12 protein-coding genes are annotated in these 15,391 nt (G+C 48.5%); 9 read left to right on the top strand and 3 right to left on the bottom strand.

Annotated elements, in window-relative coordinates; all coding sequences use genetic code 11:
• Nucleotides 1–238: 238 nt before the first annotated feature.
• The 4 genes from J2Z37_RS10930 (at nucleotide 239) to J2Z37_RS10915 (ending at nucleotide 5,907) form a co-directional block, all read left to right on the top strand.
• A complete protein-coding gene (locus J2Z37_RS10930; protein ID WP_209810293.1) occupies nucleotides 239–1,318 on the top strand; it encodes a TAXI family TRAP transporter solute-binding subunit in 1,080 nt (359 codons plus the stop codon).
• Nucleotides 1,319–1,361: 43 nt separating this feature from the next.
• On the top strand, nucleotides 1,362–1,880 hold the full coding sequence (locus J2Z37_RS10925) for a DUF1850 domain-containing protein (protein WP_209810292.1): 519 nt from the start codon (nucleotides 1,362–1,364) through the stop codon (nucleotides 1,878–1,880).
• On the top strand, nucleotides 1,861–3,807 hold the full coding sequence (locus J2Z37_RS10920) for a TRAP transporter permease (RefSeq protein WP_209810291.1): 1,947 nt from the start codon (nucleotides 1,861–1,863) through the stop codon (nucleotides 3,805–3,807). The genes J2Z37_RS10925 and J2Z37_RS10920 overlap by 20 nt, the downstream gene beginning before the upstream one ends.
• 753 nt (nucleotides 3,808–4,560) lie before the next feature.
• The gene (locus J2Z37_RS10915) at nucleotides 4,561–5,907 is read left to right on the top strand and encodes a M20/M25/M40 family metallo-hydrolase (RefSeq protein WP_209810290.1); all 1,347 of its coding nucleotides are present in this window, start codon (nucleotides 4,561–4,563) and stop codon (nucleotides 5,905–5,907) included.
• A gap of 21 nt (nucleotides 5,908–5,928) precedes the next feature.
• On the opposite strand, the gene J2Z37_RS10910 is transcribed toward J2Z37_RS10915, so the two are convergent.
• Together J2Z37_RS10910 and J2Z37_RS10905 are read right to left on the bottom strand one after the other, a co-directional pair.
• Nucleotides 5,929–6,810: a response regulator gene (locus tag J2Z37_RS10910; protein WP_209810289.1), complete on the bottom strand. Its 882-nt coding sequence runs from the start codon at nucleotides 6,808–6,810 to the stop codon at nucleotides 5,929–5,931.
• Nucleotides 6,791–7,981: a sensor histidine kinase gene (locus J2Z37_RS10905; RefSeq protein WP_209810288.1), complete on the bottom strand. Its 1,191-nt coding sequence runs from the start codon at nucleotides 7,979–7,981 to the stop codon at nucleotides 6,791–6,793. Before J2Z37_RS10905 ends, J2Z37_RS10910 begins: the two co-directional genes overlap by 20 nt.
• Nucleotides 7,982–8,136: 155 nt before the next feature.
• On the opposite strand from J2Z37_RS10905, the gene J2Z37_RS10900 reads away from it, so the two are divergent.
• Nucleotides 8,137–9,354 carry a dicarboxylate/amino acid:cation symporter gene (locus J2Z37_RS10900; protein ID WP_209810287.1) on the top strand — a complete coding sequence of 406 codons (1,218 nt, stop codon included), beginning with the start codon at nucleotides 8,137–8,139 and terminating at the stop codon, nucleotides 9,352–9,354.
• Nucleotides 9,355–9,832: 478 nt separating this feature from the next.
• Nucleotides 9,833–9,961: a hypothetical protein gene (locus tag J2Z37_RS25835; RefSeq protein WP_280922198.1), complete on the top strand. Its 129-nt coding sequence runs from the start codon at nucleotides 9,833–9,835 to the stop codon at nucleotides 9,959–9,961.
• Between the two features lie 14 nt (nucleotides 9,962–9,975).
• On the opposite strand, the gene J2Z37_RS10895 is transcribed toward J2Z37_RS25835, so the two are convergent.
• On the bottom strand, nucleotides 9,976–10,884 hold the full coding sequence (locus J2Z37_RS10895) for a nuclease-related domain-containing protein (RefSeq protein ID WP_209810286.1): 909 nt from the start codon (nucleotides 10,882–10,884) through the stop codon (nucleotides 9,976–9,978).
• A gap of 91 nt (nucleotides 10,885–10,975) precedes the next feature.
• On the opposite strand from J2Z37_RS10895, the gene J2Z37_RS10890 reads away from it, so the two are divergent.
• The 3 genes from J2Z37_RS10890 to J2Z37_RS10880 all read left to right on the top strand — a co-directional run bounded on the left by J2Z37_RS10890 (nucleotide 10,976) and on the right by J2Z37_RS10880 (nucleotide 15,368).
• On the top strand, nucleotides 10,976–12,007 hold the full coding sequence (locus J2Z37_RS10890) for a threonine aldolase family protein (protein ID WP_209810285.1): 1,032 nt from the start codon (nucleotides 10,976–10,978) through the stop codon (nucleotides 12,005–12,007).
• A gap of 772 nt (nucleotides 12,008–12,779) precedes the next feature.
• A complete protein-coding gene (locus J2Z37_RS10885; protein ID WP_209810284.1) occupies nucleotides 12,780–14,039 on the top strand; it encodes a ribulose-bisphosphate carboxylase large subunit family protein in 1,260 nt (419 codons plus the stop codon).
• Nucleotides 14,040–14,054: 15 nt separating this feature from the next.
• Nucleotides 14,055–15,368 carry a four-carbon acid sugar kinase family protein gene (locus J2Z37_RS10880; RefSeq protein WP_209810283.1) on the top strand — a complete coding sequence of 438 codons (1,314 nt, stop codon included), beginning with the start codon at nucleotides 14,055–14,057 and terminating at the stop codon, nucleotides 15,366–15,368.
• The last annotated feature ends 23 nt before the right edge of the window (nucleotides 15,369–15,391 follow it).

Here is a 15,391-nt window from a genome sequence, read left to right as displayed (position 1 = left end):
CCTGTAAATAAGGAATTTGTTCTCCGCCACCCTGGAACATAGGGGAGTTCCTGAAATATAAAGTCCCCTGTGTCCGCTTATTCTCTGCGCCCGGCATGTCCCCTGTCGAAACGACGCCCCCTTTTTTATATCAAATGAATTCATAATATTAAATATTTACCATATTATTGTAATTATGATATTATTGTGTGTGTAACAAACGTAGGCACATTTCTACCACATATTAAGGGGGATTGGAATGAAAAAGAGAAAAGGGATACTCAGTTTGGTAGCGGTTGCAGCATCTTTATCGTTAATTGTTAGTGGTTGTGGAAGTCAACCAGAGACAACCGCACCTGCCCCTGCGCAAAACTCGGGCTCTAGTTCTGGGGGAGGACAAGCGGCCACACCAGCTCCTGCGCCTGCACCTGAACAATCGGGTGATACCTCAGATGCCTTAAAAGGGCAGTACATTACCATTTTGACCGGTGGATCATCTGGCGTGTATTTTCCTCTGGGCGGAACGATGGCGAAAGTCTTCCAAGAGAAGCTAGGCGCAACCGCGACGAGTCAGTCGACGGCGGCCTCCGCGGAAAATGCGAAGAAGTTGAATCAAAAAAAAGCGGAAGTTGGTTTCTTGATGGCTGATACAGCCGGGGATGCCTATGAAGGTGTCGATAGCTTTGCAGAAAGCGGTGCACAGGAAAACCTGCGTTCCATTGCAGCGCTTTATCCAAACTATTTGCAGATTGTAACGACAAAAGATACAGGAATCAAGACGATCGAAGAGCTGAAGGGCAAGAAGCTTGCCGTCGGCGCACCGGGTTCCGGGACGGAGATCAGTGCACGCAGGGTGTTGGATGCATATGGAATGAACTATGATGATGTGGATGAGGACTTCCTTTCTTTCGCGGAAGGGGTTGAGGGGATGAAAAATGGGACAGTAGATGCCGTCGTCATCTCTTCGGGGCTGCCGAATGCGGGGATTTTGGAATTAGCGACAACGAAAGAGGTTGTTCTCCTGGAGATCTCTGAAGATAAAGTGAAGAAAATGGCTGAGAAGTACCCATCTTTCTTTGCCACCCCTGTGCCCAAAGGAACGTATGACGGTCAAGACGCGGATGTGACAACGGTTGGGGTGAACAACGTGCTGATGACACATAAGGACGTACCGGAGGAAACCGTTTATTTAATGACCAAAACATTCTTCGAGAACTTACAAGCTTTTAGGGATACCCATAACGCAGCAAAAGGCATCTCGATTGATACTGCCAAGCAAGGGCTGCCAGCTCCTTTGCATCCAGGCGCTGAGAAATATTATAACGAGGTGAAGAAATAAGAAGGATGGTGGGGACGTTACGTTCCCATCTCCTTTTTCCCTTATGAAAAAGAAAGCATGGCTCACAGTTCTATTCACTATCCTGTTGCTTCTTCTTTTTCTTCCCACCCAAAACGGCTTTGAAATTGCGGCTCCCCGGGAGCATCAAGTTTTGCGATTTATTCCGAGTGAATCAAATCAGATTACCATTGGGTGGCGGCACTCTGTCGAGCATCAACCGTGGCAGGAAATCTATCAAGCCATTGATGGCGGACAATTGGTGCTTGTAGAAACGAGATTTAAAGCATATGGTGCTGGCGTTCCCGATGTAGACGGACATGTGGATCACATCGAAAATGGCTTTTTGGTCGTAAAGGGGATTGAGCGGAAAATCGATCACTATTCTCTGTTTTATACCCCGGGCTCCCAGTATTATGTGGAAACAAACGGAGTTAAATATCCTTTGAAAGATTTTGTTCCCCCGGATACAGCCCTTACGATTTCATCGCAAAGAATCAGCATCTTAGACCGGTTAAGGATCAAGTGGGGAGAGGAGGCAGCCTTTGCAGAACGCAACGAATGAAAATCATGTTGACGACGTGTTGAAAAAATATGACGCCGAAGCTCGGTATCGGACGTTTGACTCTAAATGGGTCATCCGCCTCGTTTCCGTGTTGGCCGTTGGTTTAGCTCTTTTCCATTTGATTACCGCCTATACAGGTCCTTTGGTTACATTACAGCATCGTGCTTTACACACGGGAGTGGTTATCGCCCTTATCTTTTTGCTCTATCCAGGCAGGAAGCGTTCTTCCAAAACGAAGGCTTCATTCTTTGATTTTCTGGCAGGAATCATTTCGCTTATTACAACCGTTTATATTTTTATTGACTATGATGGTATTGTCTCCCGCGCTGGGGATCCCAACACGGTAGATATCGTTCTTGGGCTGCTTACCATTCTGCTCGTCTTGGAGGGCGGGCGGCGCATTGTCGGAAATGCGCTGACCATCCTTTGCCTGCTGTTTCTCCTCTATGCTTATTTTGGTCCATACATGCCGATGGTGATTGGGCATCGGGGCTATAGTATTGAGGACATTGTCAACTATATGTATTTAACGACAGAAGGGATCTACGGTACGGCGATTGGGGTTTCGGCCACCTACATCTTTTTGTTTATTCTGTTTGGATCTTTTCTCGATAAAACAGGGATGGGCCAGTTGTTTAACGATACTTCGATGGCGATTGCCGGAGGGACATCGGGCGGTCCCGCGAAAGTGTCTGTGCTCTCTAGCGGTCTTTTGGGGTCGATTAACGGATCGGCGATTGCCAACGTCGTGACCACGGGAGCCTTTACGATTCCGCTGATGAAAAGGACTGGTTATTCGCGCAACTACGCGGGAGCGATTGAAGCCGCAGCTTCGGTTGGAGGGCAAATCATTCCTCCAGTTATGGGTGCAACTGCTTTCATTATGGCAGAAACGCTAGGCATGTCCTACGGTAAAATCGCGCTTGCCGCAATCATCCCTGGACTTCTGTATTACATTGGGGTTGTTATGATGGTTCATTTCCACGCCAAAAAAGTGGGGATGAAGGGGCTCTCGCGAGATCAATTGCCGAGGATTTCCGTCGTTTTGAAAGAACGCGGACACCTGATCCTCCCGTTGATCATTCTGATTTATTTGTTGTTTGGCGGGTATACGCCGATTTTTGCGGCATTCTTCTCAATTATCGCTACCGTGGTGATCGCCCAGCTTCGTTCAACAACACGAATGGGATTGAAAGATATCTGGAAAGCCTTAGAGGGCGGCACGCGGAGTGCACTCAGTGTGGCTATGTCCTGCGCGATGGTCGGTCTGATTGTTGGAGTGGCGACGTTGACAGGTTTCGGGCTGAAAATGACCAACGCCATCCTCATTCTTGGAGGAGGGAGCATGTTCCTGACACTGATCTTTACGATGATCGCCTCGATTATATTGGGGATGGGACTTCCGTCAATCCCGACCTACATTATCACTTCGAGTATGGCGGCACCCGCTTTGGCATCCTTTGGGGTGGACCCCTTCGTATCACATATGTTCGTCTTTTACTTCGGTATCTTGGCGAACCTGACTCCACCCGTAGCCTTGGCGGCTTTTGCAGGGGCAGGAATCGCTGGCGGGGATCCAACGCGAACCGGCTTTATCTCGCTTCGGCTTGCAGCTGCAGGCGTCATCGTTCCGTATATTTTCGTCTATTCGCCTGAGATGTTGATGCAAAACGATGCAACAGTCGGGCAAATCATTATGATCGCGGTCACAGCAACTATCGGAGTCGTCAGCCTTGCCGCGGCTTTCGAAGGGTATATGCTGACAAAGCTTGACTGGATCATGCGAGTTGTAACTGTGGTCGGAGCGATCACACTGATGATCCCGGGAACAATGACGGACATCATCGGGGCATTGATTCTGGTGCTTGTCTGCGTGAGCCAGTGGTATAAGAAGAATAAAAAGGTGAATGGAGACCTGACTGCTTAGTTAGATGGATGAACCCCTGGGGAGTGACCTGGGGGTTTTTTTGTTGGGGCGGAGTGGATGGCGTGGGGAGCGCGATGAAGATCAATGTGGCGGAACAGATGTCGTTCTTTGAACTTCATCGGTGCTATGAAGATCAATGTGGTGGATCCGAGGGCGTTCATTGAACTTCATAGGCGTGATGAAGATCATTGTGGGGGATCAGAGGTCGTTCATTGAACTTCATTGGTGCTATGAAGATTAATGTGGTGGATCTGACATTGGTCATTGAACTTCATTGGCGTTATGAAGATCAGTGTGACCGTTCTGATGTCGTTCATTGAACTTCATCGGTGCTATCTATGAAGATCAATGTGGTGGATCTGACGTTGGTCATTGAATTTCATTGGTGTTATGAAGATCAGTGTGACCGTTCTGATGTCGTTCATTGAACTTCATCGGTGCTATGAAGATCAATTTCCTGCTCACCTTCCCTTCTAGTTAAAAAGGCTTTTTTACTCAAAAAGTATAATTCCTGACGGAAAGGGAGATTGTCCACAGGGTTCGCGAGATCCCTATCCCTCCCTTTTCAGAATTTCGAATAATAATGTAGGACATCCTCCTAACTTATTCACAACCAATTCCTTTCCTCTACCAATATATATAAAAATTAACAAAATAAAATGAATATTACTGTATCTTTCTGTCTCCTTTTATAACCCAACCATACAATCAACTTAAACCCGGAAACAACAAATTAAGAAGGGATTTGATCAAATGAAAAAGTTTACTGCTGCTGCAACGGCGGCGATACTGGCGACCTCACTCCTAACCGGAACCGCCTTAGCCGCAGGTCCCAAACCGAAGGATCATACATACGTTCTCTCATCTGAAGTAACCCAAGTTTACACCAATCTAATGTCCGACCAGACCATACAAAAAGGGCTTGAATTCATCCAGGCCGACCACGATAACACCGTCCAGGAACAAATCACCATCACGGAGATTCCTGCACCACCGTTCAAAGAGGAGGTTCGTGCCGAGGACTACAAGAAGCGTTTGCAAGAGCTCGGTCTGCAAGATGTGAAGATTGACTCGGAAGGGAATGCCTATGGAGTTCGCCCGGGAACGGGGGATGGTCCGACGTTGTTTGTTTCTGCCCACCTCGACACCGTATTCCCTGAGGGAACGGATACAACGGTGAAGGAACAAGACGGAAAGCTCTATGCCCCGGGGATTAACGATGATGTGAGAGGGCTCGCGGCGTTGCTTTCGATTGTGCGTGCGTTCAATGAGACCAATGTCCAGACCAAAGGGGATATTATTTTCGGCGGCACCGTTGGGGAGGAAGGACTGGGTGATCTTCGCGGGGTGAAGGCCTTTTTCAAAGAGCATCCGCAAGTGGACGGATTTATATCTATTGAATCTGGAAGTCCCGCACGAATTACCTATCAAGCCACCGGAAGCCACAGATATAGTGTCACCTACAAAGGACCTGGCGGCCACAGCTTTGGGGCATTTGGACTGCCAAGCGCGATTCATGCACTCGGGCGGGCAATCTCGGATATTGGAGATTTGAAAACACCAACAGAGCCAAAGACGACTTTTACCGTAGGAACAGTGGGCGGTGGAACATCTGTGAATTCGATTGCAGCTGAAGCTAATATGCAAATAGATATGCGCTCCAATTCGGAAGAAGAGTTACTGAAATTGGAAGAAAAGGTGCTCAAGATCGTGAACAAAGCAGCAGGTGAGGAAAACAAGCGCTGGAAAGTCGAGGATGAAAAAGGGGTAAAAGCCGAAATTGAGCTGATCGGGGATCGTCCGGCGGGGACGCAACCTGCGGATGCACTCAATGTTCAAGCCGCTTGGGCTTCCGCGGAAGCGATCGGAGTGGAGCCCCAATTGTCCGGACCAAGCAGCACAGACTCTAATCTGCCAATCAGCCTAGGCATCCCATCACTGACCCTTGGTGGCGGGGGAACTGGCGGCGGGTCGCATTCACCGGGTGAATGGTTCGATCCAACCGATGCGTACCAAGGACCGCAAAGAATCTTCCTGACGATTCTTGGACTTGTCGGCGTCGAAGGCAAAACCGACCCATTGCTAGCAGATCGGAATTAAGCAACAAATGGGGTAGCCAGCCTACCCCATTTCCATTTGTTGTTTTGCCTCAAGGTAGAAGGCCTGAATAAACTTTTTCGTGTTAATCCGGGGTGACAACTCTTCGCCGTCTTCCAACTCGCGCATTTTCTTGCGAACCTCGGTGAAATCAAAGAACTTGCCGGCGTAATTCTCAAACTTCAAATTCGTATAGTCCGTCAAGCCAAGTGAAGCGATCTGGTTCAAAGCCTGATAAATCGCCCGCCGAATCCGCTGCTCCGCCGCTTTTATTTCCTTCTTAATCGTGACAGCAGGACCGCCCCTTTTCAGAACAATCTGATGCATCAGCTCCTTCAAAGGCGGAAACTCGTCTCCCTCATTTTCATACAAATACTGAAGAATATCGATCAAATCCTTGCTCCCGCTTTCCCCGATCATCCCTAGCTCCGACAAAAGGAAATGCCCACATTGCGAGATATCTTTTTCCGGTTGGACCCGAACTTTTTTATCCATCAATAGATTCAGGGATTCCCGCACGTTTTGAATTGACTTCTCCAGCCATAATCGTTCGTTCACTTTCCTCAAAATGGAAAGCACCTCCAGGCGGTTAATCGGCTTCGTGATGTAATATTCAATCCCAAGCGCGTAGGCTTCCCCGATCAATTCCTTTGACTCGACTTGCGAGATCATAATGATTTTTCCTTCGAAAAAGGGGGTGAGCGCGCGCACCGTTTCAATCCCGTCACGCAAGGGCATCAGCAAATCGATCAGCAGCACGTCCACTTTCTGCATGAAAAGATTGTGGGCGTCAATCCTCGAGCCGTCTTCCGAGAAGCCAACCACTTTTCCCAAATCTCCATCTTCAATGATTTCCTCAAGCATCGCGCGGACGACCGGGTCGTCATCAACCAGATAGTAGCGCATGTTCCCACCCTTCCTTTATCAGATGATGGATCGGCAAACAAATGATGAACGCCGTTCCTCCGGTGTCCTCCAATCGGATCCGTCCCCCAGCGCTTTCTGTAACATCGCGGACATAGGTCAGACCGATCCCGGTGGAAGGCTTTCCGGATAAATCGTATTTCGTTGTAAACCCTGGTTGAAAAATGAGGTCCCGCTTTTTATCAGGAATCCCGGGTCCATCGTCGACCACTCGAAACTCCACGTCATCCTCTTTTCTGCAAATGAAAATGTGGATCACCCCCGTATCCTGAATCGCTTCCACCGCGTTGGCAACGAGGTTATTCAAAAGGGACAATGCTGTGTAAACATGGTACTGAGGATGTGCGCCTTCGATTTTCAAATGAAACGTGATCTTTTTGTGGAGCAAATCTGCGTATTTCTGGTTGATCCTGACGACGATTTTTCCTAACTCTTCAGCACCCATAAAATCCTGAATACTTTCGTTGCAAATCATTTTACTTAGACCGGCGTAGATTCGTTGTTTGTCTTTTTTCATCTCGTGAACTTGTCCAGCGATTCGGAGTGCGGTTTGTGCAAATTCCGATGGTTTGAGATTGCGGTATAGGTCGTAGGCATCCTTCGTGATGGTTTCCGCCTGCTGCATCGTTTTCTTGAGGTGAACCATTTCTTCATAAAGGTTGGAAATCAAAACGAGCATCTGCTCATTTCGCTTTCGCTGCTCCCTATAGATCAGGATGTTGTAAAACCCTAGCACAAAAAAGCTTCGAATCACGGCGAGGATCGCAATATCATCGAGGGACGACAGCGGAAAGGAGCCGCGTGCACTAATTTCCATGATACTGGCGGCGATTTCTACGATGACAGCGAGAAACCCAAGGAGCAGGGGCCGCTGGTAGAAACGGTTGACGTGCAACAAAGCAAACATTCCACCATATGTTAGATAGTAGAAAAAGACGGGGGAGTGCAGCGACCAAGCTTCTTCTGTGAACCCGCCGAGTGCGAGTCGAAACAGGACCACCGCGATGCCCGTCAGGACTCCAGATACTATCGGGGAAACCCGCTGCAAGAACAATAGAAAAAATAGAAAAGCTGGTGTCCCCATGCTTACCCGGAAGTCATCGCCAAAAGGGTAAAACTTCAGCTCGCCCGCGATCGGAACCGTAACAAGCATCAAGCCCAAAATCCACGCATTTTCCCTGATTGTTTTCCACCCCTCCTAACAATTTGCAGACTATTCTAAAATTTATGGAGTGTTTTTGTGATTTATTGTAGGTCATAAGTACAATTTTGTTGGAACTCAAATCCCAAAAAGAGGAGGTTTGTTTAATGAAAATGAATTTGCTTACCAAGATTTTGATCGCGTTTGTTTTGGCCATTGTTGCTGGAGTCTTGTTTGGGCCTGCCATCGAAGTGGTAAAACCGCTCGGTGACTTGTTCCTGCGGTTGATTAAATTCATCATGGTGCCCTTGGTACTTGCTTCTTTGGTTGTGGGGGTAGCTAGTATCGGGGACTTGCGGTCGCTTGGAAGGATTGGGGGGAAGACGGTTGCCTACTACTTAGTGACGACAGCGATTGCGGTTACCATCGGACTTGTGCTGGGGAATTTGTTCGCGCCGGGTGCGGGGTTAGATCTAGCGGGTACTACGGATAAAGTAGCTGCCAACGAAACTCCCGGAATTATTGCCACTTTGTTAGCGATTGTACCGACCAATCCTTTTGCCGCGTTGGTTGAAGGGAACATGCTACAGATTATCTTTTTTGCTATATTTTTGGGATTGGCGATTACCGTGTTGGGGGAAAAGGCACGGACTGTCCATACCTTCTTTGAACAACTCGCAGAAATCATGTACAAAATCACCGGCATCGTTATGCGCTTCGCTCCATATGGGATCTTCGGGTTGATGGCGCCAACCGTGGGACAGTACGGATTGTCTGTGATTTTGCCGCTACTGAAGATTATTTTGGTCGTTGCCGCTGGATGTATCCTGCATGCTGCTCTATTCTATTCGTTATCGGTTCGACTCTTTGCCAAAATGAATCCGTTTACTTTTTTCAAGGGGATTGCTCCAGCAAGTCTGGTTGCATTTAGCACATCGAGTAGCGCGGGGACTTTGCCTGTCACCATCAAGTGCACCGAGGAAAACCTCGGGGTTCCGACGAAGGTTAGTAGCTTTGTGCTCCCGCTCGGAGCAACCATCAATATGGACGGAACCGCCTTGTATCTCGGGGTATGCTCGTTGTTTGTGGCGCAGTTTTTCGGCGTGGACCTGTCGATTGCCCAACAGGCTACTATCGTTCTGACTGCTACGTTAGCTTCAATTGGGACTGCAGGCGTTCCTAGCGCGGGCCTAATCATGATGACGATGGTGTTGGCCTCGGTCGGGTTGCCGCTGGAGGGGATCGCCTTGATCGCCGGCGTCGACCGGATCCTCGATATGTTCAGAACGTCCGTTAACGTAACGGGAGATGCTTCTGCGGCGGTTGTCGTGGCGGCGTCGGAAGGCGGGCTGACGTCGGTCGCGGGGAGTAGGGAAGGAAAGTAAGTCGGTTTAAGGTTGGGGGATGGGGTTGGAGGAGAGACCTTGAGGCAGGGCCTTAAGGTCTTTTTTGTTTGGGGGCAGAGCCAGATAGGTGTGTGATTGTTTTTAAAATGGGTTATGAAGATCAATGTTGGCGAAGTGACGTTGGTCATTGAACTTCATTGGGGTTATGAAGATCAATGTTGGCGAAGTGACGTTGGTCATTGAACTTCATCGGGGTTATGAAGATCAATGTTGGCGAAGTTGCGTTGGTCATTGAACTTCATTGGGGTTATGAAGATCAAAGTTGGCGATGTGATGCTGGTCATTGAACTTCATCGGGGTTATGAAGATCAATGTTGGCGAAGTTGCGTTGGTCATTGAACTTCATTGGGGTTATGAAGTTCAATGTTGGCGAAGTTGCGTTGGTCATTGAACTTCATTGGGGTTATGAAGATCAATGTTGGCGATGTGACGCTGGTCATTGAACTTCATTGGGGTTATGAAGATCGATGTTGGGGAAGTGGTGTTGGTCATTGAACTTCATCTACTTTATGAAGAACAATCCCTGCTTCCTGATAGAAAGGGAGATTGCCCACAGGTTACGGGAAGCCCCTATCCTCACCTCTAACAAGAGTTATTATATTATTCATAGAAAGACCATTGATGAACTCCAGATCTTTTAAAGTTTTTCTCCAAAATCCTCCGGATCCTCTGTTTAGAAAAGGTCCCCTGACACCACCCGTGGATAATGTTTGTAGTCAATTTAAGTTCAGGAAAGAGCACCTGAAATTCCCGCACACTCCGCAAAACAGCGCTCGGAACAGGCTCATTATAATCACATTCCTTACAGACACAGTTTACTTTCCCAACTGAAACAAAAAATGAATGACACCTTGCACAAGTAATCCCTTTCTTCATTTGCCCATAGTCATAGGATGGCAGCTGCAGAAAAGGGGACTCCTGGATATGCAAAGCAACTAGCCTTTCAGCTAGTAATCGGTGCTTCCCATTAAGCCGCGATTGGATCCTGTTAAGTTTTTGAAAATAGCGATTCAACTGGTTTGGGAGAATGATCGGCTTGTCGAGAGGCGCCTGGAATAAGGCGAATTCTGGGTTGATAAAGACTACTGAAGCATCAATGGGGAGGTTATATCCTAAACTATTGAGTAATTGGCGGAGCAAAGCCTCACTTCGAGACAATTGGTGGAGGGGATTGACGATTTCCAACCGAGGTCGCTTATAGAATCGATCGCCTTCAAAATAATAGTCCCCCTCGTAATTCTTCACTTCAAAAAAGTAGATTGTCTCCGAAGCAATCAGAAGTGAGTCAATCTGAAAAGTGGTGGTACCGGCTTTTAATAGAAGGTCATTTAAGATATAGCACTCGCACTGCAGTTTTTCTGTCCAAGTATCAAACATCAACTCCCCTTCGTAGCCCTTTTGCAAATTTTGATAGTACTGCTTTTCCTTTTCTGGCAAGTCCATTCGGGTACCCAACATTCCAAACATCAAAAGCTCCGCCGGTTCAGTCCGAGGTTTATAAAACAGCATAGTCCACATCCTTTCTCTACTATTTTGTCATAATTAAATTAATATTTCCATAAAAATCTGCTAGTATAAAACTAAAAAGGAGAATTCGATCGTGGATAAAAAGATAGATTTGCGCAGTGACACGGTTACCTTGCCAAATGAGGAAATGAGGGAGGCGATCAGGGCGGCTGCTTTGGGCGATGATATTTTAGGAGAGGATCCAACGGTAAAGGAGCTCGAACAACTGGCTGCGTCCCTACTAGGGATGGAAGATGCGCTGCTCACCATTTCCGGAACGATGGCAAACCAAATCGCGGTGATGGCGATGACGCAGCGGGGGCAGGAAGTGATTTTGGGGCGGGACTCTCATTTGTATAATTTGGAGGTGGCGGGGTTGGCCGCACTCTCCCAGGTACAAGCTCGGCCCGTTCCGGTTCACCAAGGAGTCTATGACATCGAATCCATCGAAGCCGCAATCCAGCCGCACGGAGTCCAGACCGCGAGAACGGGATTGATTTGTCTGGAGAATACGTACAACCTAAATGAGGGAGCAGTGTTCACCCTAGAACACATGAGGGAGATTCGGGAGTTAGCCGATCGCTATCAAGTCCCCATTTATCTTGATGGCGCACGTCTATTTAATGCTGCAACTGCACTTGGTGTTCACCCCTCGTTGATTTGTCGAGAAGTCGATGCGGTGCAAATTTGTCTGACAAAAGGATTAGGGTGCCCGTTGGGATCCCTACTTTTGGGATCACGGGAGTTCATTGCAGAAGCAAGGAACATCCGACAACGGTTAGGCGGGGGAATGAGACAGGCCGGCATCATTGCTGCACCTGGACTGATTGGATTGACTAAGATGATCGACCGGATTGGCGAGGATCATCGGAACGCAACGAGACTCCATGCCGGTTTATCTGGGATCGCCGGGATTCGCATGGCTTTTGAGAAAGCAGCCACAAACATCGTTTCTTTTGAGGTAGTAAAAGCGGGATGGGATGCGGATCGATTGATCGCGAAATTGCAGCGGAGAGGAATCTGGGTCAAAAAGATTGGCGCCCGAAAAATGAGGATGGTTACGCATTGCCAGATTTCTTTTGAGGATGTTGAACACACCCTTTCAAGCATGCAGCAGATTTTATAATAGGTTGGTAAAAGCCGGCGGTGTCTTCTGTTCAAACTATTGAAATGATAGTAAGAGGTGGGCTTATCATGATTAGCGATAAAACCCATCATCCCCGATGAACAGACTGTTTCGAAATCTATCACCGGGATTAGGTATTTTAAAAATTACTGTATTAAATATAAGGTCTCGTTTTCCGAAGGAATACGTTTACTGTTAATCTTTTTGCCTTCCCGGTGTCGTTTTAGTATTCGCTTGGTTTATTCCAGTATTTTTGCACTGTCTGGGCATCTATACCACCATTTAAATCAACTAACAGTGTACACGTAATTAATCTACCACTACCTTGGTATTTGGACCGCGGGAGTTCCCGGGGCAGGTTTGATCATGATGACGATGTATTAGCTTCTGTGGAGCTGCCTTTTGAGAGCGATTGCCCTAATCACTGATATTGACCGTACTTTGGATACGTTTGGAATTTTCTTCAATGTGGCTTGGAATGCTCCGTGGCAGTTCTGAAGCAGAGTGAGGGACTGAACTAATTAACAGCTGGATTGACCTTCATAGTGCCGATGAATATCAAAGACTAGCGTTTGAATAGCGCGATTGACCTTCATAGCCCCGATGAATTTCAAAGCCGCCCCTCAAACACCCCTCCGATCAAACACAAGAAAAAACCCCACAAATCGTGAGCAACTAACTTAGATCTAAGTTGTATCTTGACAACAACCACCTATCATTGATAAAATTCAGACAATAACCAAAATTCAACCCAACAAAAGGAGTTATATCATTGAAACAAGATCAGATCCTTGCCACTTATTTCATTGAAACCCCGTACCCGCTGGAGCATGCCGCACAGGTATTGGCTGGGGAGCAGTCGACGGGGACTTTTGTGAAGGTGCCGGGGGAGACGGATGAACTGAAGGAAAAGCACGGGGCAAAAATCATCGAGATCAAACCGATGGAGTCCGTGCCAACCCCCTCCCTGCCAGGTGCCCACCTACCCAAAGGCATCGCCCAACCCGTCTTCAACCGAGGGGAGATCACGGTTGCTTTTCCTTATCACAACGTCGGGCCCTCGATTCCCAATTTGCTTGCGACGGTAGCGGGGAATCTCTATGAATTACGCGAATTCTCGGGTCTCAAACTGCTAGATTTGCAACTGCCCCAAGGCTTCATGGAAAAGTATCAAGGCCCTAAATTCGGAATAGAGGGGACTCGCCAGCTTGCAAGTGTTTTTGGACGTCCAATCATCGGCACGATCGTTAAACCCAATATCGGACTTACTCCAACCGAGCTTAAGACCATCGTCAGAGAGCTGGCCATGGCCGGTGTCGATTTCATTAAAGATGACGAAGTCAACGGCAATCCGCCCTATTTTCCCTTACAAGAACGCGTCAAAGCAGTCATGCAGGAGATCGAGAGAGCAGCCGACCAAACCGGAAAAAAAGCCATGTACGCCTTCAACATCACTGGGGACATCGATGAGCTTCGCCGAAATCATGATCTCGTGGCACAAGCTGGAGGAACCTGTGTGATGGTCAGCATCAACAGCATCGGACTCGCCGGCGTTGCGCACCTCAGAACCTACAGCGATCTGCCGATCCATGGGCACCGAAACCAGTGGGGAGCGATGACTCGCTGTCCGGCACTAGGCATGGAATTCACTGCCTATCAGAAACTTTGCCGCCTCGCAGGGGTTGACCATCTACATACGAACGGACTGCACAATAAGTTTTTCGAATCAAATGAATCGGTTGTGCAATCGATTAAAGATTGTTTGTCACCCCTATTTGGGGGGATGGAAGTGATGCCGGTACTTTCTTCCGCGCAATGGGCGGGGGTGGCTCCGGAAACTTATCAACAAATTAATTCAACAGACGTCATCCACATCGCAGGCGGAGGCATCATGGCACATCCGGACGGGATTTCGGCAGGGGTGAAAAGTATGATCCAGGGGTGGGAAGCCGCTCTACAAGGGAAAACCGTAGATGACTACGCCCAAACTCATCCGGAACTGCAAAAAGCCATTGAGAAGTTTGCAAAATAAGGGAGGTCTACCCAGATGAACCTTTTACTTTGTTATTACGGGGATGATTTTACCGGTTCGACTGACTCCATGGAGGGGCTCGCCCTGCACGGGATCAAAACGATGCTATTCCTGCAACCTCCGACTGCCGAACAACTAGAACAATTTCCGGATTTGCAGTGCTTTGGGGTGGCGGGGACCAGCCGCTCGATGAAACCTGAGCAGATGGAACAGCAACTGCTTCCCATTTTCCAACAGCTCCAACAGACACCGATCGTTCATTACAAAGTGTGTTCCACTTTTGATTCGTCGCCGGAGATCGGGAGTATCGGGAAAGTGATCGACATGGCCAAAACCCAATTTACAAAAAGCCGTGTCATCCCGCTTCTCGTAGGGGCACCATCGCTCAGAAGGTACACCGTTTTTGGCAATCACTTTGCCACCGTGGGGGAGGAGACCCATCGGCTCGACCGCCATCCGACCATGTCCAGGCATCCTGTGACGCCGATGGATGAAGGGGATCTACGGATTCACTTGAACAAACAAACCGACAGCAAAATCGGCCTGATGGATATCCTTGATTTAGAAGGTGACTTGGAAAAAGTCACATCACGCTATGAACAAAGGCTCCAAGAACACCCAGATGTCCTGCTGTTCGACGTTCTCGATTCTGATCGACTGGAAAAAGCCGGTTCGCTCATTTGGCGTGAGGCGAAGCACCAGCCACTTTTTGTGGTAGGCTCCTCCGGTGTTCAATACGCATTGGCAGCCGCTTGGCAGAAGCAAGGACTGATCTCCGGCACTCATTCTATGAAGCCAGCCCAACCGACAGACCAACTCCTGGCGATCAGCGGCAGCTGCTCACCAGTCACCCAAGGTCAAATCGAATGGGCACTCGAAAATGGGTTCCATGGGATCCGGATTCCTATGGAAGTCAGCAACAACTGGGAAGCAATCCTGCAGGAGGCCCTAACCGCAATAAACCAGGGGAGAAACGTTATCCTGTATTCGGCGCTCGGCCCAATGGATCCATCGATCGCAGAAAATCGCGCGAGAGGCCTAACCGCCTCCGCCTCCGGGAAATTTCTTGGACAGCAGCTCGGCAACCTGGCCCGCCGAATCATCGAGGAATCGTCCATCCGACGGATCGCCTTCGCAGGAGGGGACACCTCCAGCCATGCGGTGAGCGAGCTCGGCATTTTCGCCTTAGAAATGATCGCACCGCTCGCGCCAGGTTCACCTCTGTGTCAGTGTTACTCTACCGACCCGCGAATCGACGGACTGGAAATTACCCTGAAGGGTGGTCAAGTTGGGGAAAGATCCTTTTTTGGCAAAGTGCTTCAAGGATAAATAATGAAAAAGGGGAAAAAGAA

The sequence above is a fragment of the Ammoniphilus resinae genome, assembly GCF_017873965.1.
In the GTDB taxonomy this organism is placed as follows: domain Bacteria; phylum Bacillota; class Bacilli; order Aneurinibacillales; family RAOX-1; genus Ammoniphilus_A; species Ammoniphilus_A resinae.
Note: the sequence above shows the minus strand (reverse complement) of the source record. Positions and strands in the feature narration are given on the sequence as shown.